This window comes from Actinomadura mexicana (assembly GCF_900188105.1).
Classification (GTDB): domain Bacteria; phylum Actinomycetota; class Actinomycetes; order Streptosporangiales; family Streptosporangiaceae; genus Spirillospora; species Spirillospora mexicana.
Genome location: NZ_FZNP01000002.1, coordinates 799,771 through 825,233 on the forward strand (window position 1 = coordinate 799,771; position 25,463 = coordinate 825,233).

General features: G+C 72.6%; 24 protein-coding genes, 1 tRNA gene and 1 pseudogene. 19 read left to right on the top strand and 7 right to left on the bottom strand.

The window, feature by feature from the left end; genetic code table 11:
- Positions 1-46 precede the first annotated feature (46 nt).
- On the top strand, positions 47-922 hold the full coding sequence (locus tag CHC11_RS08100; protein WP_089310928.1) for an endonuclease/exonuclease/phosphatase family protein: 876 nt from the start codon (positions 47-49) through the stop codon (positions 920-922).
- A 252-nt stretch (positions 923-1,174) separates the two neighbouring features.
- On the opposite strand, the gene CHC11_RS08105 is transcribed toward CHC11_RS08100, so the two are convergent.
- Together CHC11_RS08105 and CHC11_RS41155 are read right to left on the bottom strand one after the other, a co-directional pair.
- Positions 1,175-2,731, bottom strand: a complete 1,557-nt coding sequence (locus CHC11_RS08105; RefSeq protein ID WP_089310929.1) for a long-chain-fatty-acid--CoA ligase — start codon at positions 2,729-2,731, stop codon at positions 1,175-1,177.
- A gap of 87 nt (positions 2,732-2,818) precedes the next feature.
- Positions 2,819-2,989, bottom strand: coding sequence for a hypothetical protein (locus CHC11_RS41155; RefSeq protein WP_179278736.1), 171 nt, complete (start codon positions 2,987-2,989; stop codon positions 2,819-2,821).
- A 246-nt stretch (positions 2,990-3,235) separates the two neighbouring features.
- Here CHC11_RS41155 and CHC11_RS08110 point away from each other — a divergent pair, with 246 nt between their 5' ends.
- Together CHC11_RS08110 and CHC11_RS08115 are read left to right on the top strand one after the other, a co-directional pair.
- Positions 3,236-3,952: a response regulator transcription factor gene (locus CHC11_RS08110; RefSeq protein ID WP_089310930.1), complete on the top strand. Its 717-nt coding sequence runs from the start codon at positions 3,236-3,238 to the stop codon at positions 3,950-3,952.
- On the top strand, positions 3,949-5,058 hold the full coding sequence (locus tag CHC11_RS08115) for a sensor histidine kinase (RefSeq protein ID WP_245918890.1): 1,110 nt from the start codon (positions 3,949-3,951) through the stop codon (positions 5,056-5,058). The genes CHC11_RS08110 and CHC11_RS08115 overlap by 4 nt, the downstream gene beginning before the upstream one ends.
- 254 nt (positions 5,059-5,312) lie before the next feature.
- Here CHC11_RS08115 and CHC11_RS08120 read toward each other — a convergent pair whose 3' ends face one another.
- Positions 5,313-5,669 (bottom strand): hypothetical protein, encoded by a 357-nt coding sequence (locus CHC11_RS08120; RefSeq protein WP_089310931.1) that lies wholly within the window; start codon positions 5,667-5,669, stop codon positions 5,313-5,315.
- 219 nt (positions 5,670-5,888) lie between these two features.
- On the opposite strand from CHC11_RS08120, the gene CHC11_RS08125 reads away from it, so the two are divergent.
- The 3 genes and pseudogenes from CHC11_RS08125 to mptB form a co-directional block, all read left to right on the top strand.
- A complete protein-coding gene (locus CHC11_RS08125; protein WP_089311106.1) occupies positions 5,889-6,224 on the top strand; it encodes an STAS domain-containing protein in 336 nt (111 codons plus the stop codon).
- 137 nt (positions 6,225-6,361) lie between these two features.
- Positions 6,362-7,093 (top strand): glycosyltransferase family 2 protein, encoded by a 732-nt coding sequence (locus tag CHC11_RS08130; protein ID WP_089310932.1) that lies wholly within the window; start codon positions 6,362-6,364, stop codon positions 7,091-7,093.
- A 155-nt stretch (positions 7,094-7,248) separates the two neighbouring features.
- A pseudogene (mptB, locus tag CHC11_RS44040) lies at positions 7,249-7,917 on the top strand (polyprenol phosphomannose-dependent alpha 1,6 mannosyltransferase MptB); the annotation flags it as partial.
- A 538-nt stretch (positions 7,918-8,455) separates the two neighbouring features.
- Here mptB and CHC11_RS42495 read toward each other — a convergent pair.
- Complete coding sequence (locus CHC11_RS42495; protein ID WP_143226966.1) at positions 8,456-10,696, bottom strand: hypothetical protein; 2,241 nt, start codon at positions 10,694-10,696, stop codon at positions 8,456-8,458.
- A 54-nt stretch (positions 10,697-10,750) separates the two neighbouring features.
- Here CHC11_RS42495 and CHC11_RS08140 point away from each other — a divergent pair, with 54 nt between their 5' ends.
- The 9 genes from CHC11_RS08140 (at position 10,751) to CHC11_RS08180 (ending at position 19,796) form a co-directional block, all read left to right on the top strand.
- Positions 10,751-12,082, top strand: coding sequence for a glycosyltransferase 87 family protein (locus tag CHC11_RS08140; RefSeq protein ID WP_245918892.1), 1,332 nt, complete (start codon positions 10,751-10,753; stop codon positions 12,080-12,082).
- Positions 12,082-12,540: a DUF4446 family protein gene (locus CHC11_RS08145; protein ID WP_089310935.1), complete on the top strand. Its 459-nt coding sequence runs from the start codon at positions 12,082-12,084 to the stop codon at positions 12,538-12,540. The genes CHC11_RS08140 and CHC11_RS08145 overlap by 1 nt, the downstream gene beginning before the upstream one ends.
- A gap of 125 nt (positions 12,541-12,665) precedes the next feature.
- Entirely contained in the window at positions 12,666-13,604 is a 939-nt protein-coding gene (pheA, locus tag CHC11_RS08150) for a prephenate dehydratase (RefSeq protein WP_089310936.1), read from the top strand.
- Between the two features lie 70 nt (positions 13,605-13,674).
- Positions 13,675-14,316 carry a DsbA family oxidoreductase gene (locus tag CHC11_RS08155; RefSeq protein WP_089310937.1) on the top strand — a complete coding sequence of 214 codons (642 nt, stop codon included), beginning with the start codon at positions 13,675-13,677 and terminating at the stop codon, positions 14,314-14,316.
- 124 nt (positions 14,317-14,440) lie between these two features.
- Complete coding sequence (locus CHC11_RS08160; protein ID WP_089310938.1) at positions 14,441-15,538, top strand: hypothetical protein; 1,098 nt, start codon at positions 14,441-14,443, stop codon at positions 15,536-15,538.
- Between the two features lie 72 nt (positions 15,539-15,610).
- Positions 15,611-16,675 (top strand): hypothetical protein, encoded by a 1,065-nt coding sequence (locus tag CHC11_RS08165; RefSeq protein WP_089310939.1) that lies wholly within the window; start codon positions 15,611-15,613, stop codon positions 16,673-16,675.
- Positions 16,676-16,690: 15 nt separating this feature from the next.
- The gene (locus CHC11_RS08170) at positions 16,691-17,497 is read left to right on the top strand and encodes a class I SAM-dependent methyltransferase (RefSeq protein WP_089310940.1); all 807 of its coding nucleotides are present in this window, start codon (positions 16,691-16,693) and stop codon (positions 17,495-17,497) included.
- 100 nt (positions 17,498-17,597) lie between these two features.
- Entirely contained in the window at positions 17,598-18,857 is a 1,260-nt protein-coding gene (gene serS, locus CHC11_RS08175) for a serine--tRNA ligase (protein WP_089310941.1), read from the top strand.
- A 135-nt stretch (positions 18,858-18,992) separates the two neighbouring features.
- Positions 18,993-19,796, top strand: a complete 804-nt coding sequence (locus CHC11_RS08180; protein WP_089310942.1) for an HAD family hydrolase — start codon at positions 18,993-18,995, stop codon at positions 19,794-19,796.
- A gap of 42 nt (positions 19,797-19,838) precedes the next feature.
- Here the strand turns inward: CHC11_RS08180 and CHC11_RS08185 are convergent, their stop codons facing one another.
- Both CHC11_RS08185 and CHC11_RS08190 read right to left on the bottom strand, forming a co-directional pair.
- Positions 19,839-20,378 (bottom strand): bacterial proteasome activator family protein, encoded by a 540-nt coding sequence (locus CHC11_RS08185; protein ID WP_089310943.1) that lies wholly within the window; start codon positions 20,376-20,378, stop codon positions 19,839-19,841.
- 13 nt (positions 20,379-20,391) lie between these two features.
- Positions 20,392-21,348 (bottom strand): NAD(P)H-quinone oxidoreductase, encoded by a 957-nt coding sequence (locus CHC11_RS08190; protein ID WP_089310944.1) that lies wholly within the window; start codon positions 21,346-21,348, stop codon positions 20,392-20,394.
- A 173-nt stretch (positions 21,349-21,521) separates the two neighbouring features.
- On the opposite strand from CHC11_RS08190, the gene CHC11_RS42500 reads away from it, so the two are divergent.
- From CHC11_RS42500 to CHC11_RS41165, 4 genes are all read left to right on the top strand, one after another.
- The gene (locus CHC11_RS42500) at positions 21,522-23,804 is read left to right on the top strand and encodes a MinD/ParA family ATP-binding protein (protein WP_245918894.1); all 2,283 of its coding nucleotides are present in this window, start codon (positions 21,522-21,524) and stop codon (positions 23,802-23,804) included.
- Between the two features lie 21 nt (positions 23,805-23,825).
- Positions 23,826-24,194 (top strand): cupin domain-containing protein, encoded by a 369-nt coding sequence (locus tag CHC11_RS08200; protein WP_089310945.1) that lies wholly within the window; start codon positions 23,826-23,828, stop codon positions 24,192-24,194.
- A gap of 78 nt (positions 24,195-24,272) precedes the next feature.
- Positions 24,273-24,361: transfer RNA gene (locus CHC11_RS08205), tRNA-Ser, on the top strand.
- 155 nt (positions 24,362-24,516) lie between these two features.
- Positions 24,517-24,681 carry a hypothetical protein gene (locus CHC11_RS41165; protein ID WP_179278738.1) on the top strand — a complete coding sequence of 55 codons (165 nt, stop codon included), beginning with the start codon at positions 24,517-24,519 and terminating at the stop codon, positions 24,679-24,681.
- Between the two features lie 3 nt (positions 24,682-24,684).
- Here the strand turns inward: CHC11_RS41165 and CHC11_RS08210 are convergent, their stop codons facing one another.
- The gene (locus tag CHC11_RS08210) at positions 24,685-25,407 is read right to left on the bottom strand and encodes a M15 family metallopeptidase (RefSeq protein WP_089310946.1); all 723 of its coding nucleotides are present in this window, start codon (positions 25,405-25,407) and stop codon (positions 24,685-24,687) included.
- Positions 25,408-25,463 lie beyond the last annotated feature (56 nt).

The window sequence follows — 25,463 nt, forward strand, 5'->3', positions numbered from 1 at the left end:
TGAGATTCCGGCATCACCCCCGCAGAATTCCCCGTCTGGAGCACGTGTGCGATCCCCCCGCGCCCTGATTCCCCTGCTCTCGGTCTGTGCGGCCGCCGCGGTCGTGACCGCGGCCGCCACCGGTGCCAGCATCGAGGGCCTGCCGGGCGGCGGCGGAGGTCCCGCCCATGCCGACGGGGCCGCCCCCCGCCCCGCCGCCGTGACGATCAACGCGGTGAGCTGGAACGTCTGCGGCGGCTCCGACTGCCCCTCCGGCGCCGCGCCCGCCAAGCTCACCAAGGAGATCGTCCAGCGGATGCGGGCGACCGAGGTCGGCGGGCGCACGGTGCGGCCGAACGCCGCCCTCCTCCAGGAGGTCTGCGAGGGCCAGGTCCGCTCGTTCAGGACGTCCCTGCCCAAGTGGAGCTGGGCGTTCGCGCCCGGCGACGGGGCGTGCGCGGCCGGGCAGGGGCGCGTCGGCGTCGCCATCGGCACCGACGCCCCGCTCACCGCGCACCGGCAGGCCAGGCTGCCCGCCCCCTCCGGGAGCACCCGGATCGCCCTGTGCGGCGAGGTCACGTCCTGGACGACCCGCGTCTGCGTCACCCAGCTCAGCGAGGCCGAGAGCGCCCAGTGGCGCCGCAAGGAGGCCGGCGCCCTCACCACCCTCGCCGGCACGGACCGCGTCCTCGTCGGCGGCGACCTCGGCGACGCCCCGGAGAGCCCGGCGCTCGACCCCCTCTACGCCGCCTACGACGAGTGCGACCAGTCCGGCACGTCCCGGACGGGGGCGAACACCCGCCAGAACTGGCAGGGCGCCGCGCTCGCCAAGACCGACTACCTCTTCATCGGCAAGTCGGCCGCCGTCTCCTGCAGCGTCCCCGCGACCCCCGTGAAGACCTCCGACCACCGCCCCCTATCAGCAGTGGTCCGCTACCAGTAACCACACACACCCAGCAGTAACCCAGCGCCCCAGTAACCCCGCGGCCGCTAATGCCGCTGGCGGCCCAGCGGTCAGTAATGCCCCAACCCCACAACGACCTGATGGTCGCGATCGCGTCCGAAGGCAGATTCGAGCGAAGCAAGAATCTGATCGCGCAGCGAGCCGCAAGGCGAGACGGAGCGATGCCAGCGATCGCCCGCTTTTATCGACGATGGAGGGCCGCCAGGCCCGAAGAAGGAGAAAAAGCAATAATCACTGCACTCCGCGGTCCTTGCCCTGCCAGTAGGGGGCGCGGAGGTCGCGCTTGAGGATCTTGCCGGTGGGGTTGCGCGGGATGGCCTCGCGGCGCTCGACCGAGGTGGGGCACTTGAAGTGGGCCAGGCGGTCGCGGCAGTAGTCGATGATGTCCTGGTCGGAGACGTCCCCGGAAGCCACGACGATCGCCTTCGGCGTCTCGCCCCAGCGCTCGTCCGGGACGCCGATGACCGCGCAGTCGCTGACGGCCGGATGGCCCATCAGGACGTTCTCCACCTCGGCGGGGTAGATGTTCTCCCCACCCGAGATGATCATGTCCTTGACGCGGTCGTGGATGTAGAGGTAGCCGTCCTCGTCGAGGTAGCCGGCGTCGCCCGTCCGGAACCAGTTGTCCTCGGACAGCGCGCTCGCGGTCGCGTCCGGCATGCCCCAGTAGCCCTTCATGTTCTGCGGCGTCCGGCAGATGATCTCGCCCACCCGGCCGGGCGGCATCTCCTCCCCGGTGGCCGGGTCAACGATCCTGAGCTCGGTGTTGTCGTTCGGCAGGCCGGCGCTGCGCAGCCGGTGCGCGTTCGGGCCGTCCGGGTCGTGGTCCTCGGGGGGCAGCGAGGTGATCGCGCCGGTGACCTCCGTGAGGCCGTACACCTGCCGGAACTCGGTGGCCGGCAGCATCGCCATGGCGGTGCGCAGGACGTCCTCGCTGATCGGGGACGCGCCGTAGAGCATGAGCCGCAGGCTGGACATGTCGGACGCGGTGACCTCGGGGATCAGCGGCATGAACTGCAGCAGCACCGGGACGAGGAAGATGTGCGTGACGCGGTGCCGCTCGATGCCCTGCGCGATCGCGGTCGGGTCGGGCTCGCGCGTGACCACCCCGGTGAGGCCGTTGTAGACGGCGGAGACGGTGAGCACGTTGCCGGCCACGTGGTACATCGGCATCGCGATCATCAGCACGGACGACTCGTCGATGTTCCACACGTCGTTGGTCACCGCGAGCGCGGCGAGGAAGTTGTCGTGCGTCAGCATGACGCCCTTGGGCAGCCCCGTCGTGCCGGACGAGTACAGCTGGACGAACACGTCCCCGCTGCCCGGCCCGTACGCCGGGGGCTCGGTGGGTGCCGCGTCGATCCAGGCGGCGTAGTCCTGGTGGGGGTGGTCTTCGCCGGCGATGACGACCGTCAGATCGGTGTGTTCGAGCTTGCCGGCGATCGCGTCCAGGACGGGGAGGAACTCGGGGCCGACGACGAAGACCTTCGCCTGCGCGTTGTTGACGATGTAGGCGACCTCGTCGGGCGCCAGCCGGTAGTTCACCGGGACCTGCGCGGCGCCGATCCGGGTCGCGCCGAAGAGCAGCTCGGCGTATTCGAGGGAGTTCTTGTCGAGGACCGCGACCCGGTCGCCGGGGCCGAGCCCGGCGGCGGCGAGGGCCGCGGCCACCCGGTCGACGCGCCGGTCGAAGTCGCGGTAGGAGACCTCGGTGTCGCCGGCGATGAACGCGACGCGCTCGGGATGGGCGATCGCTCGTTCGCGCAGCACTCCGTCAAGACCCGGCACGATAAGCCCCTTCGCCGATGACCGCCTGGTTATTCCGGCATCATGCGGTCACCGGCGACATCGCGGCAAGGGGATCGGGCCGCTCGCCTAGCGGCTTTTCGACATCTTGGAGACCGCGGTCACGGCGAGTACCACCACGACGGCGACGAGTCCGATGAAGAAGAAGAACTTCAGCATCGAGAAGATCGCGCCGATGACGGTGACCACCAGCCACACCGCGAGAAGAACACCGAGGATGGTCAGGATCGTCTTACCCATGACCCCACCGTATGCGCTCGCGTCACCCGGGGTCATCAGCCTGCGGAACGACCTCGCCACCGCCGTGCGGCGGAGGCGCACCCTGAAGGACTCCCAGGGCCGGACCCTGACCCGCGCCGGGGAAGGGCGGCCGGTCGGAGCGGCGTGCGCCCGGTCAGGCAGGGCGCCCGGATGGAAGCATGATCGATTCCTTACGGGGTGGTGACATCCCGCGTAAGTCCGGCCGCCTGGGCCTAGCTTTGAGGGGTGAACACCGCCTTCCACGCCGGGCGCGTCCTGGTGGTCGACGACGACCCGACGGTCGCCGAGGTCGTCGCCCGCTACCTGGCCCGCGACGGGCACGAGGTCGTGTGCGTCGCCGACGGCCGGACCGCCCTGCGCAGGGCGCTCGACGAGCCCCCGGACCTGGTCGTCCTCGACCTCATGCTGCCCGGGATGGACGGCCTGGAGGTGTGCCGGCGGCTCCGCGAGACCTCGACCGTCCCGATCGTGATGCTGACGGCGCTCGGCGCGGAGACCGACCGGCTCGTCGGGCTGGAGACCGGCGCCGACGACTACGTGACGAAGCCGTTCAGCCCGCGCGAGCTGGCGCTGCGCGTCCGGTCGGTGCTGCGGCGGGCGCGGGGCGCGCTCGTCCCGACCGGCCCGTCCGGCCCGCTGCGCGACGGCGACCTCCTCGTGGACGTCAGCGCGCACGAGGCGGAGCTGCGCGGCGGCCGGCTCGCGCTCACCTCCCGCGAGTTCGACCTGCTGGCGTTCCTGCTGCGCCATCCGCGGCAGGCCTTCACCCGCGAGGAGCTGCTCGAACGCGTCTGGGACTGGACGTTCGGCGACTCCTCCACGGTGACCGTCCACGTCCGGCGGCTGCGCGAGAAGATCGAGGACGACCCGACCGCGCCGCGCCGCATCGTCACCGTGTGGGGCGTCGGCTACCGCTACGAGCCCGCGGAGACCGGCCCGTGATCCCCTTCGAGGACCTGCTCTGGGTGGTCTTCTACGCGGCGCTGGCCGCGTTCGCCGTAGCGGCGGTCGCCCTCGCCGTCCTGCACGCGCTGCGCGGCCGCTCGGTCGGGACCCAGCTGGTCGTCGTCGGCGCCGCCACGGTGCTGGCGACCATCTCCGGCATCCTGGTGATCTCGTACCTGATGCTGCTGAACGACCACGACCGCTCGGTGGTGCTCGCCGTCGTGACGTCCGCCGGGGTGGTCGCGATGGCGGTGTCGGTCCTGCTCGGCCGCCGCCTGGTGGCCGCGAACCGGACCCTGGTCGAGGCCGTCCGCGCGGACCGGTTCCGTCCCCCCTCGGCGCGCCTTCCGGCCGAGCTGGCGGAGCTCTCCCGCGAACTGGAGGCCGCCTACGACCGGCTGGCCGCCGCGCACGAGCGCGAGCAGGCCCTGGAGGCGAGCCGCCGCGAGCTGGTCGCCTGGGTGAGCCACGACCTGCGCACCCCCCTGGCCGGGCTCCGCGCGATGGCCGAGGCCCTGGAGGACGAGGTCGTCGCCGACGAGGAGACGATCCGCCGCTACCACGGCCGCATCCGCGTCGAGGTGGAGCGGCTGACCGAGATGGTGGACGACCTGTTCGAGCTGTCCCGCATCCACGCGGGCGCCCTGCGCCTGTCCCGCGAGCACGTCGGCCTCGCGGACCTGGTCGCCGAGGCGGTCGCCGGCGCCGAGGCCCTGGCCCGCGCCAAGGGCGTGCTGGTGCGCGGAGACGTCCGGGAGGGCCTGCCCGTCCAGGTGGACGCGGGCGAGCTGGGCCGCGCGCTGCGCAACCTCGTCGTGAACGCGATCCGGCACACGCCGAGCGACGGCGCGGTCGAGATCACCGGCGAGGTCCGCGGCGGCGAGGCCCGCGTGACGGTGGCCGACGCCTGCGGCGGCATCCCGGAGGGCGACCTGCCCCGCGTGTTCGACGTGGCGTTCCGCGGCGAGGCGGCCCGTACCCCGGGCGGCGGCGCCGGCCTCGGCCTCGCCATCGCCCGCGGCATCGTCGAGGCCCACGCGGGCGAGATCGGCGTCGCCAACACCGGCCCCGGCTGCCGCTTCGAGGTCCGCCTTCCCTGTTAGTTCTGCGTTTTTCTCCTCCTTCGGGCCTGGCGGCCCTGCCGTGTCTATTGCAGTGCCCTCCTCCTTCGGGCCCGGGGGCCCTCCATCGTCGGGAACTGCGGGCGATCGCTGGCATCGCTCCGGCTCGCCTGGCGGCTCGCTGCGCGATCAGATTCTTGCTTCGCTCGAATCTGCCTTCGGACGCGATCGCGACCATTGAGGTCGTTGCGTGGTTGCTGTGGTGGTTGGGGTCTGGCGCGTCCGGTGGTGGCGGGTCAGGAGTCCAGGGCTTCGGTGATGGTGCGGTAGGTGGGGCAGGGCCAGCGGGACATGCAGGCGCGGCAGCGGCGGATGGGGCGGTCGGGGTCGCTGGTGATGCCGCCGCCGGACTCCTGCGGGCGGTGCAGGTCGACGAGGCGCAGGGTGAGGTCGGCGAAGGCGATGACCTCTTCGCGGGCACCGGAGAGGAAGGCGAGGTCCTCGCGGGACAGACGCGTCCGGACGGGGACGAATCCATCCTTGTTCACCAGGCGGAACAGGACCTGCGTGGACGTCCGCCACGTGCTGGACTTCGCGGCCCGCGCCCGGATCGTCTCCAGGCGCTCGCGCAGTCGACCATGCCGCTGTTGCACCCGTTCAGGTTCCCCTACTCCGAGCGATCGTGCGGCCGAACCCGCGATATCGGCGGACCGGATCTGCGCCTCCGACGGCTGAAATCCCCACATTACGGTGCGTAGTTCTCAAAGCGTGCGGGACTGGCAAGGCGGCGACACGCCCCGGAAACGACCACGGCGCAGGGGACTTGGCGAACCGCCTGGCTCCCGGGCCGTTAGCGAGATAGTGTGCCGGACGTGGAGCTAAATGTCTCGACCGCGTCTCGGGGGGGTCACGCCGTTGTCACGGCGACCGGTGAGCTCGACCTGTACACCGCGCCACGGCTGCAGGCGGCCCTCGCGGGCCTGCTGCGCGACCAGGCCGACCACATCGTGGTCGACATGAGCGGCGTCGAGTTCTGCGACTCGACGGGCATGAACGTGCTGCTCTCGGCCATGAAGCGGCTGAAGGAGCAGGGCGGCGCGCTGGAACTGGCGGCGCCGCGCCCGGCCGTGAAGCGGATCCTGCAGGTGACCGGGCTCGACACCGTCTTCACCGTGACGGAGGCGGCGCCGGTCCTGGACGCCGGCTGACCTTTCCGACCACTCGTCCCTACCGCCGGCGCCGCGGGTGAACCCCGCGGGTCGCCGTCCGGTCGCACGGTAACGGCTTGGGCCGTTCCCCGGAGCCCTGCGGCATCGCGCGCCCGTCCCCGACTACGATCGCGGATATGCAGGACGTAGCGGTATGCATCCCGGCCAAGGACGAAGCCGACCGCATCGCGGCCACGGTCAGGGCCGCGCAGGAGCTTCCCGGCGCCGACGTGGTCGTGGTGATCGACGACGGTTCGTCCGACGGCACCGGGCGGGTGGCCCGCGAGGCCGGGGCGCGGGTCGTGCGGCACAGCCGCAACCGGGGCAAGGGCGCCGCGATGGAGAGCGGGGCCGAGGCCGTCCGGTTGCTGGACGAGGGCCGCGACCGGCCCCGCCACCTGCTGTTCCTGGACGCCGACCTCGCCGAGACCGCGCGCGAGGCCGCGCCGCTGGTCGAGCCGGTCAGGTCCGGTGAGGCCGACATGACGATCGCCGTGTTCACCACGACCGTGAAGCTCGGCGGGCACGGGTTCGTCGTCAAGCTGTCGCGCGACGGGATCCGCCGCGCCACCGGCTGGGAGGCCACCGCGCCGCTGAACGGGCAGCGCTGCCTGACCCGGGCCGCGTTCGACGCCGCGCTCCCGCTCGCCGCCGGGTTCGGGGTGGAGACCGCGCTCACCGTCGACCTGCTGCGCGCCGGTTTCCGGGTGGCGGAGGTGGAGGTGCCGCTCGCGCACCGCGCCACCGGCACGGACTGGCGCGCCCAGCTGCACCGCGCCCGGCAGTTCCGGGACGTGGCGAGAGCGCTCGCCGTGCGCGAACCGGCGGTGGCCAGAGGGCTGGACCGCCTGCGCGGCAGCCGCCCGTGACCCGTCTCGGCACGGGCGGGCTGTGGGGGATCGGGGCCGGCGTCGCCTGCTTCGTCACCACCGCGCTCCTCGGGCCGTCGGTGTTCGAGCCGGAGCTGGAGGGCCCGCGCGCCGAGCCGCCGTACGCGCTGGAGGTCCACCCCTCGCCGTACCTGGTGATCGGTCTCGTCGTCGCGGGGATCGTCGCGAGCGCACTCGGGCTCGGGTTGTGCTTCGCCGCCGTCCGCAGGGGCTGGCGCGTGCGGGCCCTGCCGCTGGTGGCCGCGGGCCTGCTGGCGGCGGCCGCGTTCATGTTCATGCCGCCGGTCGGGTCCACCGACCACCTGAACTACGCCTCCTACGGACGGATGGCGGCGACCGGCCACGACCCGTACCGCACGAGCGCCGTCGACCTGCCGAAGGACCCGGTCGCCGGGGCGCCCGAGGAGTGGCGGACGACGCCGTCGGTGTACGGGCCGGTCGCCACGGGCGGGCAGGCGTTCGCCGCGTGGATCGGCAGCGGCTCGGTGCGGCTGACCGTCTTCGTCCTGTCGGTGCTGAACGTGCTCGCGTTCGCGGTGACGGCCCTGGTCCTCTACCGGATGTCCGGGACGGAGGAGCGGCGGCTCCGCACGGCGCTGCTGTGGACGTGCAACCCGCTCGTGCTGTTCCACCTGGTGGCGGGCGCGCACAACGACGTCCTCGCGATCGCGCCGATGGTGGCCGCGCTGGCCGTCTTCGGCGGCGGTGCCGCGGGGCGGGCGGGCTGGGCGCGCTCCCTGGCGGCCGGGGCGCTGGCCGGGCTCGGGACGGCGATCAAGCTGCCCGCCGCGCTCGTCGCCGGGGGCCCCGCCTGGGGGCTGCTGCGCCGGACCTGGACGGAACGCCGGAAATGGCCGGTCGGCCACCTGGTCGCGCTGTTCGCCGGGGGCGCGGCCGTCACGGCGCTGTCCTACGCGCTCGCCGGGCCGCACGCGCTCGACCAGGTCCGCGAGGCCAGCAACATGGTCTCCTTCGCGACCCCCTGGCATCTGCTGGACGAGTCGCTCGGCCGCGGCTCCCAGCGCGACGTCATCAAGCTGGGCGCGATGCTGCTCGGCCTGGTGCTGCTCCTGCTGCTCGTCCGGGCCCTGCCCCGGGAGGACGCCCTCGTGCCCGGCGCGGAGGAGCGTCGCGTCGCCGCCGCGATCGCCCTCGCGTGGCTCCTCGCCGCGCCCTACGCGCTGCCCTGGTACGACGGGTTCGGGTGGGCGCTGCTGGCGCTGCTGCCCTGGACGCGGATCGACTGGATCCTGCTCGCCCACACCACCGCGCTCAGCCTCGCCTACCTCCCGGCCCGCGCGCCCGCCCGCATCCGGCTGCCGGACGACCTGGAGTGGCTGTTCACCGTCGTTCGGCCGACCGTGGTCCCGTGGACGCTTCTGGCGATCCTGACGGCGCTGGTGGCGGCGTGTCTGCGTTCCTCAGGTCGATCTCCAGCGACCGGAGCCCCGCGGCGAGCATCAGCGGGGTCGCCAGGCTGAACGCCACCGACAGGATCACCACGCCCGAGTCGTTCACCAGCGTGCCGATGACGCCGACCGCCAGCGCGCAGATCACCGCCGGGCGCATCGTCAGGCTCTTCTCGTAGGCGCCCTGCAGCAGCGACACCCGCCACCGCGTGGGCCGCGCCAGGACGAAGAACAGGAACACGACGGCGGCGGCGAGCGCGAGCGTGTAGGGCCAGTACCCGAGGCTGTTCAGCATCGCGTCGAACTTGCGGCTGACGACGTCCCACGCGTCCCCGGCCACGAGGTCCTGCCAGAACCGGCCGAGATGCGTCGGGTTCGCCGACCGGGCGTTCAGGTACGAGATGAACAGCACGAGCACCAGGCCGGCCAGGAAGAACAGGCCGAGCTTGAGCGGCGACATGCGCTTGCCCGCGACCATCAGGCCGAGCATCGCGAACGCCGGGACGATCGCCAGCACGCCGCCGAAGTCGCTGCCGAACGCGGGCAGGCCGTCCACCGCGACGGTGAACGCGCCGATCACCGCCACGATCGCGACGGCGACGGCCTTGTTGCCCCTGCGCAGCGGGTACTCCGTCAGCCACGCCGCCGTCAGGATCGCGGCCACCGCGAACAGCGAGAACGCCTGGTTGCCGAAGCCGTAGAACCGTCCGGCGACGAGGGCGGTGTAGCCCATCAGCGTGTTGAGCTGGAGGGAGGAGCCCGTCATCACGTCCAGCGCGAGGACGAGCGCCGTCACCCCGGTGATCACCAGGCCGGGGACGACGGGGGAGCGGCGCCACGGCCCGGCGAGCGCCACGCCCGTCAGCAGCCCGGCGAAGCCCAGCACGGTGCAGATCAGGACGGGCGTCGGGTGCTCGGCCCGCCACCACGGCAGCAGCCCGGCGAGGAACGACGCGCCGGGCGCCGCGCCGCCGAGCAGCGCGATCACCCGGGTGCCGCCGAGGATCCGCGCCCGCGAGTGGCGGTCGCCGCCGAGGCGCCGCAGCGCGACCACGGCGATCCCGTACAGGACGAGCTGCACCGCGAACAGCACCCAGTAGAACGACGTCTGGACGGCCCGGATCGCCTGCGCCGCGACGTCCTCGTCCATGAGCGCGTCGACCCGGTCGTGCGTGGACGAGGTGGACGGCTGCGACCGCCACGCCGACCCGACGGCCTGCTTGGGCTGCTTCACCCCGAGCAGCTTCAGCGTCGTCGCGGTGAGGTCGGTCAGCGTGACCAGCCCGTCCTGCCGGGTGGCGCTGGAGGTCATGTAGCCGGGCCCGTAGGCGGCGCCCTTGGCGACGGCCACGCGCAGGTGCGGGTTGACGCCGGTGTCGGACAGGCCCGCGACCAGCACGGTGGTCCCCTCCGGGAGCCCGGTGACGACCTGCGCGACGCGGCGGTCGGCGGCCTTCGCGGCGGCGGCGCGGACCTCGTCCGACAGCGGGACCTGGTCGCCGTGCGGGTCGACGCCCGCGGTGATGTAGGCGCGGAAGAGGTCGTCCACGTCGACCGCGGCGAGCGGGCAGCGCGCCCAGTCGGCGGCGGTGGCCTTGTCGGGCGAGGCGACGTAGCGGTCGACCCGGCCGGCGCCGTCGGCGGTGCCGAACACCGCGCCGGGCCCGACCGCCATCGTGCAGCCGCCCGCCCGGTGGACCTCGTCGCCGAGCAGCCCGATCCGCGCGTGGTAGTTGGTGCCGGCGTTGTCGCTTTTGATCGCGGGCCAGCCGGCGGCGACGGCGCCGCCTTCGGGCGGCGGGCCGGCGGGGGAGGTCTGGCCGGGCAGGACCGGCGTGGACGGCAGCGCGCAGTCGCCGTGCGCCAGCCGCGACCGCTGCCCCGCCGACAGGGTCAGCCAGCCGTCGGTCGGGCAGGTGATGACGCGGGTGGTGCGGACGCTGAGGCCCGCGGCGGAGCCCTGCGAGGTCAGCCCCCACAGCGCCGGGGTGTTCTCGCGGGTGACGTCGGTCCACATCAGCGCCGGCACCCCGATGATCACCACGCGGCCCGTGACGGCCCGCTCGGCGGGGGCCGCGGGGGAGGCGTGCGCCGCCGCCGGCCCGGCAACGGCCGCGAGCGCCGCCGCGAGGGTCGCGAGGAACATGGCGATCTTCGTTCCCCGGGACGTCATGGCGTTCAGGTTACAAGAGCCCCACCACCGGGCAGGGGCCATATCCTGCGGGCTGTGGACGGTCTGATGGCGCGGGATGCCCGCGACTCCCCCGGCGAGGCTTCCGGCGCCCCCGCCCGGCGGGGCGCCCGCGACCTGCTGGTCCTGCTCGCCGGGATCGCCGTCGCCGTGGCCGCCGCCGTGCCGATCGTCCACCAGTGGCTCGGCAACCAGCCCGACCAGCGGCTCGTCGATCTGGAGGTCTACCGGGAGGGCGGGCTGGCGGTGCTGCGCGGCGCGCCCCTGTACGACTTCCTCACGCAGCCGCCGCAGCTGCTCCCCTTCACCTACCCGCCGATCGCCGCGGCCCTGGCCGTCCCGTTCACGCTCCTGCCGTGGCGCGCGGCGCAGTGGGTGTGGACGGGGCTGATCTACCTGTCGCTGGTGATCGTCGTCTGCTATGCCTTCCGCGACCTCATCCGCCGGACGGGACGCTGGGCGCCGCTCACCGCGGGCGTCCTGGTCGCGGCGATGACGTGGCTCGACCCCGTCCGCGACCAGGTCAGGTTCGGGCAGGTCGGGCTGTTCCTGCTGGCCATGTGCCTGGCCGACTGCTGCGCCCGCACCGCCCGCTGGCCGCGCGGCATGCTCGTCGGCCTCGCCCTGGCGATCAAACTGGTGCCGGGCGTCTTCCTGATCTACTTCCTGGTCACCGGGCGGCGGGACGCGCTGGCCAACGCCGTGCTGACCGCCGTGGTCGCCACGCTGGGCGGGTTCGCGCTGCTGCCGTCCGACTCGTCCGCCTACTGGTTCGGCGCGCTGCTGGAGGGCGGCGACCGGACGGGCGCGGTCGACGGCACCACCAACCAGGCCATCCAGGGGATCGTGGCCCGCGTCCTGGACGAGGGACCGGCCCGGACGGTGGTGTGGCTGGCCCTCGCCCTGGTCGTCGCCTGGTTCGGCTTCGGGTGGGCGCGGCGGGTGACGCTCGCCGCCGACGCGGCGTCCGGCGCCGACGCCTCCAGCCTCCTGCTCGCCGGGGTCGCGATCGTCGGGCTGCTCTCCGTCGTCCTGTCCCCGGTGGGGTGGATCCATCACCTTGTCTGGATGATCGCGGTACTGGGGGCCTTGGTGGGTGAGGGGCGTGACACGCGAAGATGTCTCGTCGCGTTCGGCCTGTGGCTGCTGTTCCTGTTCCCGGTCCCGTGGTGGGCGCGCGGTCTGATCGGCCCGGATCATTCCCCCGTAACGGTTTTCGCGGGGCAGGTGCTGCGCGACTCGTTCGGCCTCGCCGCGCTGGCCTCGATCGTGGTCCTCGGTACATGGCTGGTGAAACGGCTCGATTCGGACAACCACCCCCGAGATCCTTCGCAACGGCAGGTCGGCATGGGTACGCTCGGCCCGTGATGCTCGTCGCGGTGGCCGTCGCCGGCCTGGTCGCCGGGGTTGCGGGGCTCTCCATCGCGGTGGTCGCGCACAACCGGGTCAACCAGGTCGTCGACGAGTGCGGGGAAATGCTGAGGCGCCAGCTCCAGGTCGCGAGCGGCGAGGTGGACGAGCGCGCCCTGCGCGACCTCGCGATCGTCCACTACGACGCTCTCAAGGAGATGTCCGGCCACCGGTCCTTCTCCCTCGCGCTGATCAACGCGGTCGGGGACGGTGTGGTGGTCAGCTCCATCAACGGGCGGACCGAGACGCGGACCTACGCCAAGGCCGTCCAGGGCGGGCACGCCGTCGAGACGCTCTCCCCGGAGGAGAACCAGGCCCTGCGGGCCGCCCGGCTCGGCAAGGGCCCCGTCGTCTCGATGGACGACCCGCTGCCCGACTTCGGCGGCGGCGACCGCACCCCCACGGCCCGCGCCTGAGGCGGTGCCCGGACGGGCGCCCGACCGGCGCCTGAGGGGACGGCGTCCCGGACGGTAGACTCGGCTTTCTCGCCTTGCCGCAAGACGGCTTCCGCACAGCCGAAACCACCTATCGGGGGACCCCAGTGACCGCAGACGACAGGCCAGCGCGCTACGCCTACCTGGGTCCGCGGGGCACCTTCACCGAGGCCGCGCTGCTCACCCTGCCCGGCGCCGCCGGGGCCGAGCACATCCCCTACGCGACCGTCCCGGCCGCCCTCGAAGCCCTGCGCGGCGGCGAGGTCGACACCGCCGTCGTCGCCCTGGAGAACTCCGTCGAGGGGTCGGTCCCCACCACGCTGGACGAGCTGGCGACCGGCGAGCCCCTCCAGATCGTCGGCGAGATCCACCTGCCGGTCTCGTTCGCGCTCCTCGTCCGCCCCGGCACGGCGCTGGACGACATCAAGACCGTCGCGTCCCACCCGATCGCGCAGCCGCAGTGCCGCCGCTGGCTCATGGAGAACGTCCCGGACGCCGAGTGGCGCGCCGCCACCTCCAACGCCGAGGCCGCCCAGCACGTCGCCGACGGCCACTACGACGCCGCCCTCGCCGGCTCGTTCGCGGCCGCCCGCTACGGCCTGTCGGTCCTCGCGGAGGACATCCACGACATCGCCGACGCCGTCACCCGCTTCGTCGTCCTGACCCGTCCCTCCCCCCCGCCGCCGCCCACCGGCATGGACAAGACGACCGTGGTCGCGTTCATCGGCGAGGACCACCCGGGCGCCCTGCTGGAGATCCTCACCGAGTTCTCGGTCCGCGGCATCAACCTCACACTGATCCAGTCCCGCCCGACCGGTGCCGGCCTCGGCTCCTACCTGTTCTGGATGGACTTCGAGGGCCACGTCGTCGACGCCCGCGTCGGCGAGGCCATGATGGGGCTGCGCCGCGTCTGCGCCGACGTCCGCTTCGTCGGCTCCTACACCCGCGCCGACCAGGTCCGTCCCGAGATCCGCCGCGGCACCCACGACGCCGACTTCACCGAGGCCGCCGCCTGGATCACCGGCATCCGCACCGGCCGCGCCTGAGCCCGCGGCCGGAAATCAAAAGCGCCGGGGGCGCGTTGGCACGGTAGACCGTCCTGAGAGAGGTATCCCCGTGCGTGTTGAGATCTGGACCGACGTCGTGTGCCCCTGGTGCTACCTCGGCAAGCGGCAGTTCGAGCACGCTCTGGAAGGGTTCGCGCACCGGGACCAGGTCGAGGTGGTCCACCGGGCGTTCCAGCTCGACCCCTCGTTCCCGCAGGGCGAGACGGTCGACGTGGCCGACATGCTGGCCGAGAAGTACGGCATGACGCACGCCGAGGCCGTCGAGAAGAACCGGGAGATGGAGGAGCGCGCCGCAGCGGCCGGCCTGGAGTACCACCTCGAAGGCCGCCAGGCGGGCAACACCGCCGACGCGCACCGGCTCGTCTACCTCGCGGGCCAGCGCGGCGTGCAGGGCGCGGTCGTCGAAGCCCTTTTCAAGGCGTACTTCACCGACGAGCGTCCGGTGTTCGACCGGGACACCCTCGTGGACGTCGTGGCCGAGGCGGGCCTGGACGCCGCCGAGGCGCGCGACGTGCTCGCGTCCGGGAAGTTCGCCTCGGAAGTGGAGACGGAGCAGCGCGCGGCGCGGGACATCGGCGCGACCGGCGTGCCCTTCTTCGTCATCGACCGCCGCTACGGCGTCTCGGGCGCCCAGCCCGCGGGGACGTTCGCGCAGGTCCTCGACCAGGCCTGGGCGGACGCGAACAAGTAGCGGCCGCGCCCTCCCGGGCGTGACGCAACCGAGATCGTCAGGGGCCGCCGTGGCGACAACCGGTTGTGGATCTTGGACGTCCTCTTCACACCAGTGATAGTGGAGAGGTCGTCCCGTGCGCCGAATGCTCGCCATCGTCGCGGCCCTGGCCGTGGCTTCCCCCCTCACCGCGGCCCCCGCGCACGCGGCGGCACCCCTGCGGGTGCCCGGTGACCGCGCCCTGTCGTCGGCGGGCTCGCCGTCGATCGCCGAGCAGCGGCTCAAGACCCGGCTGACGATGAACGTCCCGGACCGCCTGCTCGTCGGTGAGCAGGTCCCCGTGACGGGCCGGCTCGAACGTCAGGACCTCGACGGCACCTGGGGCCCGCTCGCGGGCAAACGGCTCGATCTCCAGTTCAGTCGGTCGTCGAGCCCGGACTGGAAGACGATCGCCGCTCCGGTCACCGACGCCGACGGTTACTACAGCGTCCAGGTCCTGGTGGTCGAGAACGGCGCCTGGGCGATCGACTTCGCGAACGATCCGGTCGACTTCCCGGACGACTACCGCGAATACGAGATGGCGTACGCCCACACCGACGTCCGTCAGGTCACGCACCGGACCTCCATCAGCGGTTTCAACGCGACGCCCGAGCCGGTCGGCCTGGGCGGCATCCTGCGGGCGTCCGGCACGGTGATGTTCACGAGGGCGGACGGGACGAAGGCGCCCGCGGGCGGCGCCACGGTGCGGCTCCAGTTCTCGACCGACGGGACGACCTGGAAGGACAAGGCCGCGCAGTCGCCCGGCGGCGACGGCAGGTTCGCCATCGACGTGAAGGCCGAGCGTGACGGCTACTGGCGAGCAAGGGTCCCCGACGACGACGGCTACCTCGTGGTGCCCTCTGTCAGCAGCACCGACCACGTCGACGTGAGGTACAGGACGTACGTCCACCAGTTCAACGCCTCCCCGGAGCCGGTGAAGAAGGGCGCGGCGATCACCGTCAAGGGCCTGCTGTACCGCTACATGCCCGCGGGAATGCCGGGCCCGGGCGCGCCGGTCTCCATCTACTTCAAGGCCAAGGGGTCCTCGAAGTGGACCGGCGTCGCGGTGGTGAAGACGGCGAGCGACGGCTGGTTCGCCAAGAAGTTCATGGCGTCCAGGGACGGCTACTGGACGGCGGTCTACAAGGGCAGTGCCGCGTACCTGCGCTCCAACCAGCCGGCCGACTACGTGGATGTCCGCTAACGGTCAGCGGCTGTCCGGTGGTGGATCTTGGACGTAAGGTCCACACCAGTATTCAGTGGAGAGGTTTCCCCTTTGCGTCGCCCATCAGCACTGCTCGCAACCGCCGCCCTCTCGGCCTCGCTCTTCGTCGTCCCCGGCACCGCCCACGCCGACGCGACCGATGTCAGCCCGGCCCTCGGCGTCACGCTCGACAAGCAGGCCACGACCATCACGGCGCAGCTGGCGCCGGGGTTGACCGTGGTGCCGTCCACGGCGGTGACCATCCGAGGCAGGGTCCTCCGGCAGGACCCGACCGGCCCCGTTCCCGCGGCCGGCGCCGAGGTCCAGGTCGATGTGCCGGACGAGATCAACGGCCCCGGAGGCACCACGCGGGTCCAGACCTCCGCCGACGGCACCTTCCGTGCCTTCTTCGTCGCCGGGCAGCAGCTCGGCAAGTCGGGCACGGTGACGGCCCGCGTCCTGGAGAACGATGTCCTCACCGGCAGCCAGGTGAGCCTGGGAACGGTCAGCATCCGGAACTCTTCCGAGATCACCGGCTTCAACGCCTTCCCGGAACCGCTCGCCTACCGTGACTCGATCGTCGTGCACGGGCGACTGGACGTCCGGCCCGACTTCACCAACGTCGCGAACCTGCCGGTGTACCTGGAGTACTCCCTGGACGGGAAGACGTGGAAAGTCTGGGCGACCCAGACCCTGGCCCGTCCGGCGAACTTCTATTTCAACGCCGAGACGCCTGTGACGAAGGACGCGTACTGGCGCGTCCGGTACCCGGGCAGCGATCTGACCATGCCTGCCATCAGCAACGTCGACTTCGTCGACGTCAAGTACCGGACGCAGTGGTACGACTTCAACGTCTCGCCCGAACCCGTGAAGAAGGGCGGGGTCATCACGGTCAAGGGGCGGCTCTACCGGTTCCGGGACGTGGCGGGTCCGGGGCCGAACGCGCCCGTGTACGTCTACTTCCAACGTGCCGGTACCTCGACCTGGACCCAGATGGCGGCTACCAAGACCGACGCCAACGGGTGGTTCAGCAAGACGTTCAAGGCGTCCGTGGACGGCACGTGGAAGGCGGTCTACAAGGAGACCTCGGGCTACCTGGGCTCGACTTCGCAGGGCGACGCCGTGGACGTCCGCTGACGTAGGCTGCCGGGCGTGGCGAAGGACTTCGATCTATACGAGCGGGAGCTGTGGGCCGGGCGGGCCCCCGCGTACGAGCGGGGGTTCGCCCACGTCACGCGGTACATGATCGAGCCGCTGCTGGACGCGGCCGGGGTGGCGGACGGGACGCGGCTGCTCGACGTCGGCACCGGGCCCGGGTTCGTCTCGCGGGAGGCGGTGCGGCGCGGCGCGCGGGTGTCGGCCATGGACGCCGAGCCGGGCATGGCCGAGACGGCGCGCCGGAACGTCCCCGGGCTGGACGTGCGGGTCGCCGTCCTGCCCGAGGTCCCCTTCGAGGACGGGACGTTCGGCGCGGTCGCCGGCAACTTCGTCATCAACCACGTGGGCGACCCCGGCGGGGCGCTGGTCCGGCTGCGGCGCGCGCTGCGGCAGGGCGGGCGGGTGGCGGTGACCTGCTGGGTGATGCCGGGCAGCGGCGCCCTCGCGGTCGTCCGGGAGGCGATCGAGGCGGCGGGCGTGCCGTGGCCGGACGACATCCCCGAGCCGCCGTTCCTGGAGTACGGCGAGCCGGTGGCGTTCCCGCGGCTTCTCGCCGAGGCCGGTTTCGCCGATGTCGCGGTCGAGGAGGTGACCTGGGAGCACGTCGTCGACCCCGAGGAGTGGTGGGAGACGGGCGCGCTGGCCCGGGTCGGCACGAACGGCGTGGTCGTCGGGCGGCAGGACGCGCCGACCGTCGCCCGCGTCAAGGCCGCCTACGACGAGATCGTCGCCGATTACGCGGCCGGCGACGGGAAGGTCGCGCTGCCCGCGCACGCGCTGCTGGCGAGCGGCGTCCGTTAGCGGCGTCCGTTAGCTGCGTCCGTCGATGGCGTCCGTCAGCGGGCGCGAACCGCCGATACTCGCGCGCGGACGGGGGCGCCGGGCCGGTAGCCTCGGGTCTGTGATTGACCTGCGAGCTCTTCGAGAGGATCCCGAGCGGCTGCGCACCTCGCAGCGCGCCCGCGGTGAGGATGACGCCGTCGTCGACCGGCTGCTCGACATGGACGGGAGGCGCCGCTCCGCGCTGACCTCGTTCGAGCAGCTCAGGGCGGAGCAGAAGAGTCTCGGCAAGTCGGTGTCCAGGGCGCAGGGCGACGAGCGGCAGGCGCTGCTGGCCCGTGCCAAGGAGCTGGCGCAGCAGGTCAAGGAGCGCGAGGCGGAGGCCGACCGCCTCGGCGAGGAGCTCGACGCACTGCTCAAGGGCGTCCCGAACCTCATCGAGGAGGGCGCCCCGCCCGGCGGCGAGCAGGACTTCGTCGTCCTGGAGCACGTCGGCGAGCCGACCGCGTTCGACTTCGAGCCGAAGGACCACCTGGAGCTCGGCGAGAGCCTCGGCGCCATCGACATGGAGCGCGGCGCGAAGGTGTCGGGCGCGCGGTTCTACTACCTGACGGGCGTGGGCGCGCGGCTCCAGTACGCGCTGCTGAACCTCGCCATGGAGCAGGCCGTCGCGAGCGGGTTCGTGCCGATGTACCCGCCGGTCCTGGTGAAGCCGGAGGCGATGGAGGGCACCGGGTTCCTCGGCGCGCACGCCGCCGAGGTGTACCAGCTCCCGCAGGAAGAGCTGTACCTCGTCGGGACGTCGGAGGTGCCGCTCGCCGCGTTCCACATGAACGAGATCGTCGACGAGCTGCCGCGGCGGTACGTGGCGTGGTCGTCCTGCTTCCGCCGCGAGGCCGGCTCCTACGGCAAGGACACGCGCGGCATCATCCGCGTCCACCAGTTCGACAAGGTGGAGATGTTCTCCTACTGCGACCCGGCCGACTCGCACGCCGAGCACCTGCGGCTGCTGGAGTGGGAGAAGGAGATGCTCGCCAAGGTCGAGATCCCGTACCGGGTGATCGACGTGGCGGCGGGCGACCTCGGCGCCAGCGCGGCCCGCAAGTACGACTGCGAGGCGTGGGTGCCGACGCAGAACACCTACCGCGAGGTCACCTCGACGTCGAACTGCACCGAGTTCCAGGCGCGGCGCCTGGCGGTGCGGCACCGCGACGCCGACGGCAGGAACCAGCCGGTGGCGACCCTGAACGGGACGCTGGCGACGACGCGCTGGATGGTCGCGATCCTGGAGAACCACCAGCAGGCCGACGGCTCGGTGCGCGTCCCGAAGGCGCTGCAGAAGTTCCTGGGCCTGGAGGTCCTGGAGCCGGTCAAGCGCTGAGCGTCGGTGAAGCGGGGCCCGTCCCGGCTTGGGGCGGGGTCCCGTTCGCGTCGCCCGGGGCTCTCGGGCGATGCCGGGAGCCGGGTGTGTCATGCCCCTGGCCTAGGGTGTGTCCCATCTGCCCAGGAAGGTGACATGTCTGAGTCCTCGCCGCGCGTGATCGCCACCGACCTCGACGGCACGATCGTGCGCTCCGACGGCACGATCTCCGCCCGGACCGTCGCCGCCCTCTCCCGGGTCGAGCGGGCCGGGTCGATGCTCGTCATGGTCACCGGACGGCCGCCGCGCTGGATGACGGAGATCGCCGCGGCCGTCGACCACCGCGGCGTCGCGATCTGCGCCAACGGCGCCGTCCTCTACGACCTGCACACCGAGACCGTCCTGCAGGCCAACGAGATCGCGCCGGACGTGCTCGCCGAGGTGATCGGGCGGCTGCGCCGCGTCGTGCCCGAGCTGCGCTTCGCGGTGGAGTACCCGACCGGCTTCGTGTTCGAGGCCAGCTACGACCTCGGCCGGTGGGACGCGGCGGCGCTCGGCGGCCGTCCCGCCGACGACGCCGAGCTGGTCAGCCGGGGCGGAACCAAGCTGCTCGCGTTCCACCCGGCCGCCGACCCCGACGCGCTCTCGGCAAAGGCGGTCCAGGCCGTCGGCGACCTCGTGACCGTGACGCACTCCTCCGGGCGGGGGCTGCTGGAGATGAGCGCGCTCGGCGTCACCAAGGCCAGCGCCCTGGCGGCCCTGTGCACCGAGCACGGCATCACGGCGGGGGACGTCACCGCGTTCGGCGACATGCCCAACGACCTGCCGATGCTGACCTGGGCGGGCACGTCCTACGGGGTCGCGAACGCGCACCCGCTCGTGCTGGCCGCCGTGTCGCACAAGACGTCCCGCAACGACGACGACGGCGTGGCAGAGGTCCTGGAGCGACTCTTCCCATAGAGCGGCCGCACCCGCTGCGGGGTGCGGCCGGAGTCGCGCGTCCTACAGGTAGGGGCCGGACGAGCGCGGCCCGGGCTTCGGGTCCTCCTCGACGCCGGGGGGCACCATTCCCGCGGGGAGGGCGCGGCGCATCTGCTCCAGCTGCGCCCGCGCCGCCATCTGCTGGGCGAACAGGGTCGTCTGGATGCCGTGGAACAGGCCCTCCAGCCAGCCGACGAGCTGCGCCTGCGCGATCCGCAGCTCCGCCTCGCTCGGCACCGTGCCCTCGGTGAACGGCAGCGACAGCCGCTCCAGCTCCGCGACCAGCTCGGGCGCGAGGCCGTCCTCCAGCTCCTTGATGGACGACTGGTGGATCTCCCGCAGCCGGGCCCGGCTCGCCTCGTCCAGCGGGGCGGCCTTGACCTCCTCCAGCAGTTGCCGGATCATCCCGCCGATCCGCATGACCTTCGCCGGCTGCTCGACCATCTCGGTCACCGACTTGCCCTCGGTCTCGCCCTCGCCGCCGCCCTCGACGGTGATGCCGTTCGGGCCTAGGACGAGCACCTGGGGCTCTTCCGACTGCTTCTTCGAAGGCTCGCTCATAAACTCCACATCCTCACACGGTCAGCAGGATCTTGCCGACATGACCGCTCTGTTCCATCAACTCATGCGCGCGGGACGCCTCCGCCATGGGGATCCGCCGGTCGACGACCGTCCGGATCCGTCCCGACTCCAGGAGCGGCCACACGTGCTCCCGGACGCCGGCCACGATCCCCGCCTTCTCCTCCAACGGACGGGCCCGCAAAGTCGTGGCGTGCACCAGCGCCCGCTTGCGCAGCAGCATGCCGATGTCCAGCTCCGCCTTCGCGCCGCCCTGAAGTCCGATCACCATCAGCCGCCCGCCGGTGGCGAGGGCGTCCACGTTGCGCTTCAGGTACTTGGCGCCGACGAGGTCGAGGATCACGTCGTAGGGGCCGCTCTCGACGAAGTCGTCCTCGCGGTAGTTCACGGTGACGTCCGCGCCCAGCTCCCGGCACCGCTCGGCCTTCTCCGGGCTGCCCACCGTCGTCACCACGCGCGCCCCGCGCGCCTTGGCGAGCTGGATGGCGAACGTCCCGATGCCGCTGCCGCCGCCGTGGACGAGCAGCGTCTCGCCCTCGCGCAGGCCGGCCAGCATGGCCACGTTCGACCACACCGTGCAGGCGACCTCCGGGAGCCCGGCCGCCTCCACGACGTCCACGCCGCGCGGCACCGGCAGCACCTGCGAGGCGGGGACCGCGACCCGTTCGGCGTAGCCTCCGCCGCCGAGCAGCGCGCACACCTCGTCGCCGACGCCCGGGCCGGTCACGCCCTCGCCCAGCTCGGCGATCCGGCCGGACACCTCAAGGCCCGGGTACGGGGGCGCGTCCTGCGGCGGCGGATAGAAGCCCTTGCGTTGCATGACGTCGGCGCGGTTGACGGCGCTCGCCGCCACGTCGATCAGCACCTCGCCCGGCTTCGGCTCCGGATCCGGCACCGGCCTCCACTCCAGGACGTCCGCGTCGCCCGGCTCGCGAATCACGATCGCATGCATACCGTTCACGCTACCGGGCGCCTCCAAGGCGTCCCCCGCCCCCCGGGGGCCGTCGCGGCAAGGCCGATCTACGCGTGGGATGCCCGGTATTGACGCACCGGTATCCTGCGTGGGGGTCTTTTTGCCCGCCTGCACCGTGTGGATCATCAGAGGCGTGCCCGAGGGGGAAAACGGTGGCGAGGAACGAGCACGACGGGCGCTCACTGGAGGAGCGGCTGGCCTCTCTGGACGCGATGAGCGGTGACACGACGGGACCGTCCCCCGCTCCCGAGGGCGCGCAGCCGCCGCAGGGGCCCGAGGAGCAGGAGGACGCGCCGCCCGCCCCCGCGGAGCCGCCCGGCCTGAACGCCGAGTCCTGGCTCGCGGCGCCCCCCGCCTACCAGGACCCTCCGGAGAGCTTCGGCCCGCCGCAGCCGGCGCCCTACGAGGGCGGCCCGATGCCGCAGCCGTTCGACGGCGGGATGCTCCCGCCCCCGTACGCGGCGGGCGGCTACCAGCCCCAGCCGTCCCCGTACGACGCCAACGGCAACGCGGCCCCGCCCCTCGACCAGCTTCCGCCCTACCCGTCCGACCAGTTCGGCCGTCAGGACGCGCCCGGCCAGGTCTACCAGCCGGTCGACCCCGCGACGGGCCGGCCCTACCCGCAGGACACCGACGCCTCGGGCCGCCCGTACGTCCCCCTCGACCCGGCTACGGGCCACCCCCTCGCCCTCGACCCGAACGCCCCCGGCCAGCCCTACCCGCCGGTGGAGCCGACCACCGGCCAGCCGTACGACCCCGGTGCGGGCGCCCAGCCCTACCCGCCCGCGGAGCCCGCCACGGGTCAGCCTTACGCGCCCGACCCGAATGCGGGCGACCAGCAGTTCCTCCCGGTCGACCCGGGCACCGGTCAGCCGATCCCGCCCGGTCCGAACGCGCCGGCCGGCCAGCCGTTCCAGCCGGGTCCGAACGCGCCGGGCGGCCAGCCGTACCCGCCGGTCGACCCCGGCACGGGCCAACCGTACGCGCCGGACCCGAACATGGCGCAGCCCTTCCTGTTCGGCCCGGGCGCGGACGCGGCACAGTTCCCTCCGACGGACCCGAGCACCGGCGGGCCGTACGCGCCGGACCCCAACGCCGGCGGCCTGCCGTACCCGCCGGTCGACCCGAACACCCGGCAGCCGTACGCGCTCGACCCGAACGCCGCGGGTCAGCAGTTCCCGGCGTTCGACCCGAACACCGGGCAGCCGTTCCAGCCGGACCCGACCGCGGGCGGCCAGCCGTATCCCCCGATGGACCCCGCCACGGGCCAGCCCTACGCACCGGACCCGGCCGCGGGCGGCCTGCCGTACCCGCCGGTGGACCCGAACACCGGGCAGCCTTACGCGTCCCCCGCCGCCCCGGGCGCCGGGCAGCCGTACCCGCCGCAGGGCTACGGGTATCCGGCCGGGCCGCCGCAGGGGGAGGGGCAGTACCCGCAGGCGCTCGGCCAGATGATGCAGCCGGGCCACCCCGCGGGGCCCCAGCAGCAGGAGCCGCAGAGCGCCGACAGCCTCAGCTCCGAGAACCTGCTCGGCGAGCGCCGCATCGCGCCCTCGTCCGGCTGGCGGCGCGCGGTCTACAAGGCGACCGCGGGCAGCATCCATCCGGGCGAGTCGCAGGTCGACCTGCGCCGCAAGGACCTGATCGGACGGGCGCGCACCGCCGTGGCGGGCGGCCACCACCGGGTGGCCGTCATGTCGCTGAAGGGCGGCGTCGGCAAGACGACCACGACCACCGGCCTCGGCTCGATGCTGGGATCGCTGCGCGGCGACCGCGTCATCGCGGTGGACGCGAACCCCGACCGCGGGACGCTGTCGGACAAGGTCAGGCTGGAGACCGCCGCGACCGTCCGCGACCTGCTCAACAACCGCGACCAGATCCACCGCTACGCCGACGTCCGCGCGTTCACCTCGCAGAACGAGGCGCGCCTGGAGATCCTCGCGTCCGACCGCGACCCGGCGGTCAGCGAGGCGTTCAGCGCCGAGGACTACGCGGCCGTCGCCGTCGTCCTGGAGCAGTACTACTCGGTCTGCATCACCGACTGCGGCACCGGGCTGCTGCACTCGGCGATGGCGGGCGTGCTGAGCCTGGCCGACCAGCTCGTCCTGGTCAGCTCCCCGTCGGTGGACGGCGCCCGGTCCGCGAGCGCGACCCTCGACTGGCTGGAGGCGCACGACCACGGCCACCTGGTCCGCAACGGCGTCGTCGTCCTGTCGATGGTCCGCAACCGCACCCGCAGCCAGGTCGACCTGGACAAGCTCCAGGCCCACTTCGAGAGCCGCTGCCGCGCCGTCGTCCGCATCCCCTACGACGACCACCTGGAGGAGGGCGCCGAGGTCGAGCTGGAGCAGCTCGCCCCCGCGACCCGCGAGGCGTATCTGACGCTCGCCGCCGTGGTGGGCGACGGCTTCGCCTTCCAGCGCCCGCAGTCCTGACCTCGGCTACGGTTGCCATCTGTGACGGATGACGACGGTGTGTACGTGGGGAGGGCGGCGCCGGACGCGGCCGCCGACCGCGGCTGGCTGCTCGGGCATTTCAAGACGCCGGGCGACCTGCGGCACAGCGCCGAGGTCGAGATCAAGTGGGGCGTGCACCCGAAGGGCGAGCGCCGCGCCGCGTGGACGGACGGCGAGAAGCGCACCGCCCTGCTCGTGCTGATCAGCGGCCGCTTCCGGCTGGAGTTCCCCGGCCGCGACGTCGTCCTCGCCGAGCAGGGCGACTACGTGGTGTGGGGACGCGGCGTCGACCACTCATGGGAGGCCGAGGAGGAGTCGGTGGTGCTCACGGTGCGCTGGCCGTCCATCGCCGGCTACCGCGTCCCCTAGAGGCGGTCGTCATATGCGGTCGAACGCAGCCGCCCCCGCCCGCTATCGTGGGCGATGACCGCCGCCAGGCGGTCACCTGGAGAGTTCGCATAGTGGACTAGTGCAGGCGCCTTGAAAGCGCCCAGGGCTGGGGACAGTCCTCGTGGGTTCGAATCCCACACTCTCCGCTCAAGGGCAGGCGGAGGCAGGGCCGCGGAAAGCGCGGCCACGGTCTCACAGGGGGCGACTCTCGCAACGCCCGGCCCCTCGGGGTGGGTGACTCGGGTTGCTCTCGTGGTGAAATGGTCCGACTCGGGCGGAAGGGTTCGTTACCCTCTTCGGCATGTCGCAGACACCGCAGGATCCTGCAGGCACGACGCACCAGTTCCAGAACTTCGCCAGCCAGGCGCAGCCGGAGAAGTCCGGACCCAGTATCGGCCTGATCGTCGGCATCGTCGCCGTGGTGGCCGTCGTCGCGATCCTCGTGATCGCCCTGATGATGATGTGACGCTCAGCGGCCCGAACTGGAGAAGTGCTGGTAGTCGCGGGCGCCGCTCCAGGTGCCGCCCCAGCTCCAGCCGATCGAGGCGAACGCCTTGACGACCTTGTCGCCGGCGTGGATGACGCCCGGGTCGTCGTTCTTGCGGTTCTTGTACTTGACGCAGTCCTTGTGCGCGACACGTCCGTCCGCGTAGACGTACGGGTTCTGGCACGGGTTGATGTCGACCGCGAGACCGTAGGCGTGGTTGGAGAACGAGCTCGACCCGGTCGCCTGGCGGCAGTTGAACGCCGAGGTGTTGTTCGCCTCGATCGAGTCGAAGTCGCTGCCCTTGTACTTGTCGACCGGCTCCATGCGCTCGATCGGGTAGCGCATGGCGTACAGCTTCCTGAACACCTTCACCAGATCGCCGGCCGCCTTGGCGTTGACGACGAGCCGCCCACCGGTGTGCGGCTCGTCGTCCATCCCCCAGTAGGTCATCTCGATCATCCGGAGCCCGGAGGGCGACACGGGGCAGCCGCGCCGCCACGAGTGGTCGAGGTCCCCGGCCGACACCTTCTTGATCGTGGACTGGAAGCCCTGCCTGCTCGGGGACGGCGACGGGGTGCTCGGAGCGGACGCGGTCGGCGGGGTCGCCGGCGGCGCCGACTCGCCCGTGTCGTCGCCGCCGCGGCCACATCCGGCCGCGGCGAGCGGCACGGCCACCAGCGTGGCGAGGAAAGTCGCGGTTCCCATAGCCCCTCTACCTGGCATCTTTGCAGCATACGCAGGTCAGGGGGAGCGCGGGCCGG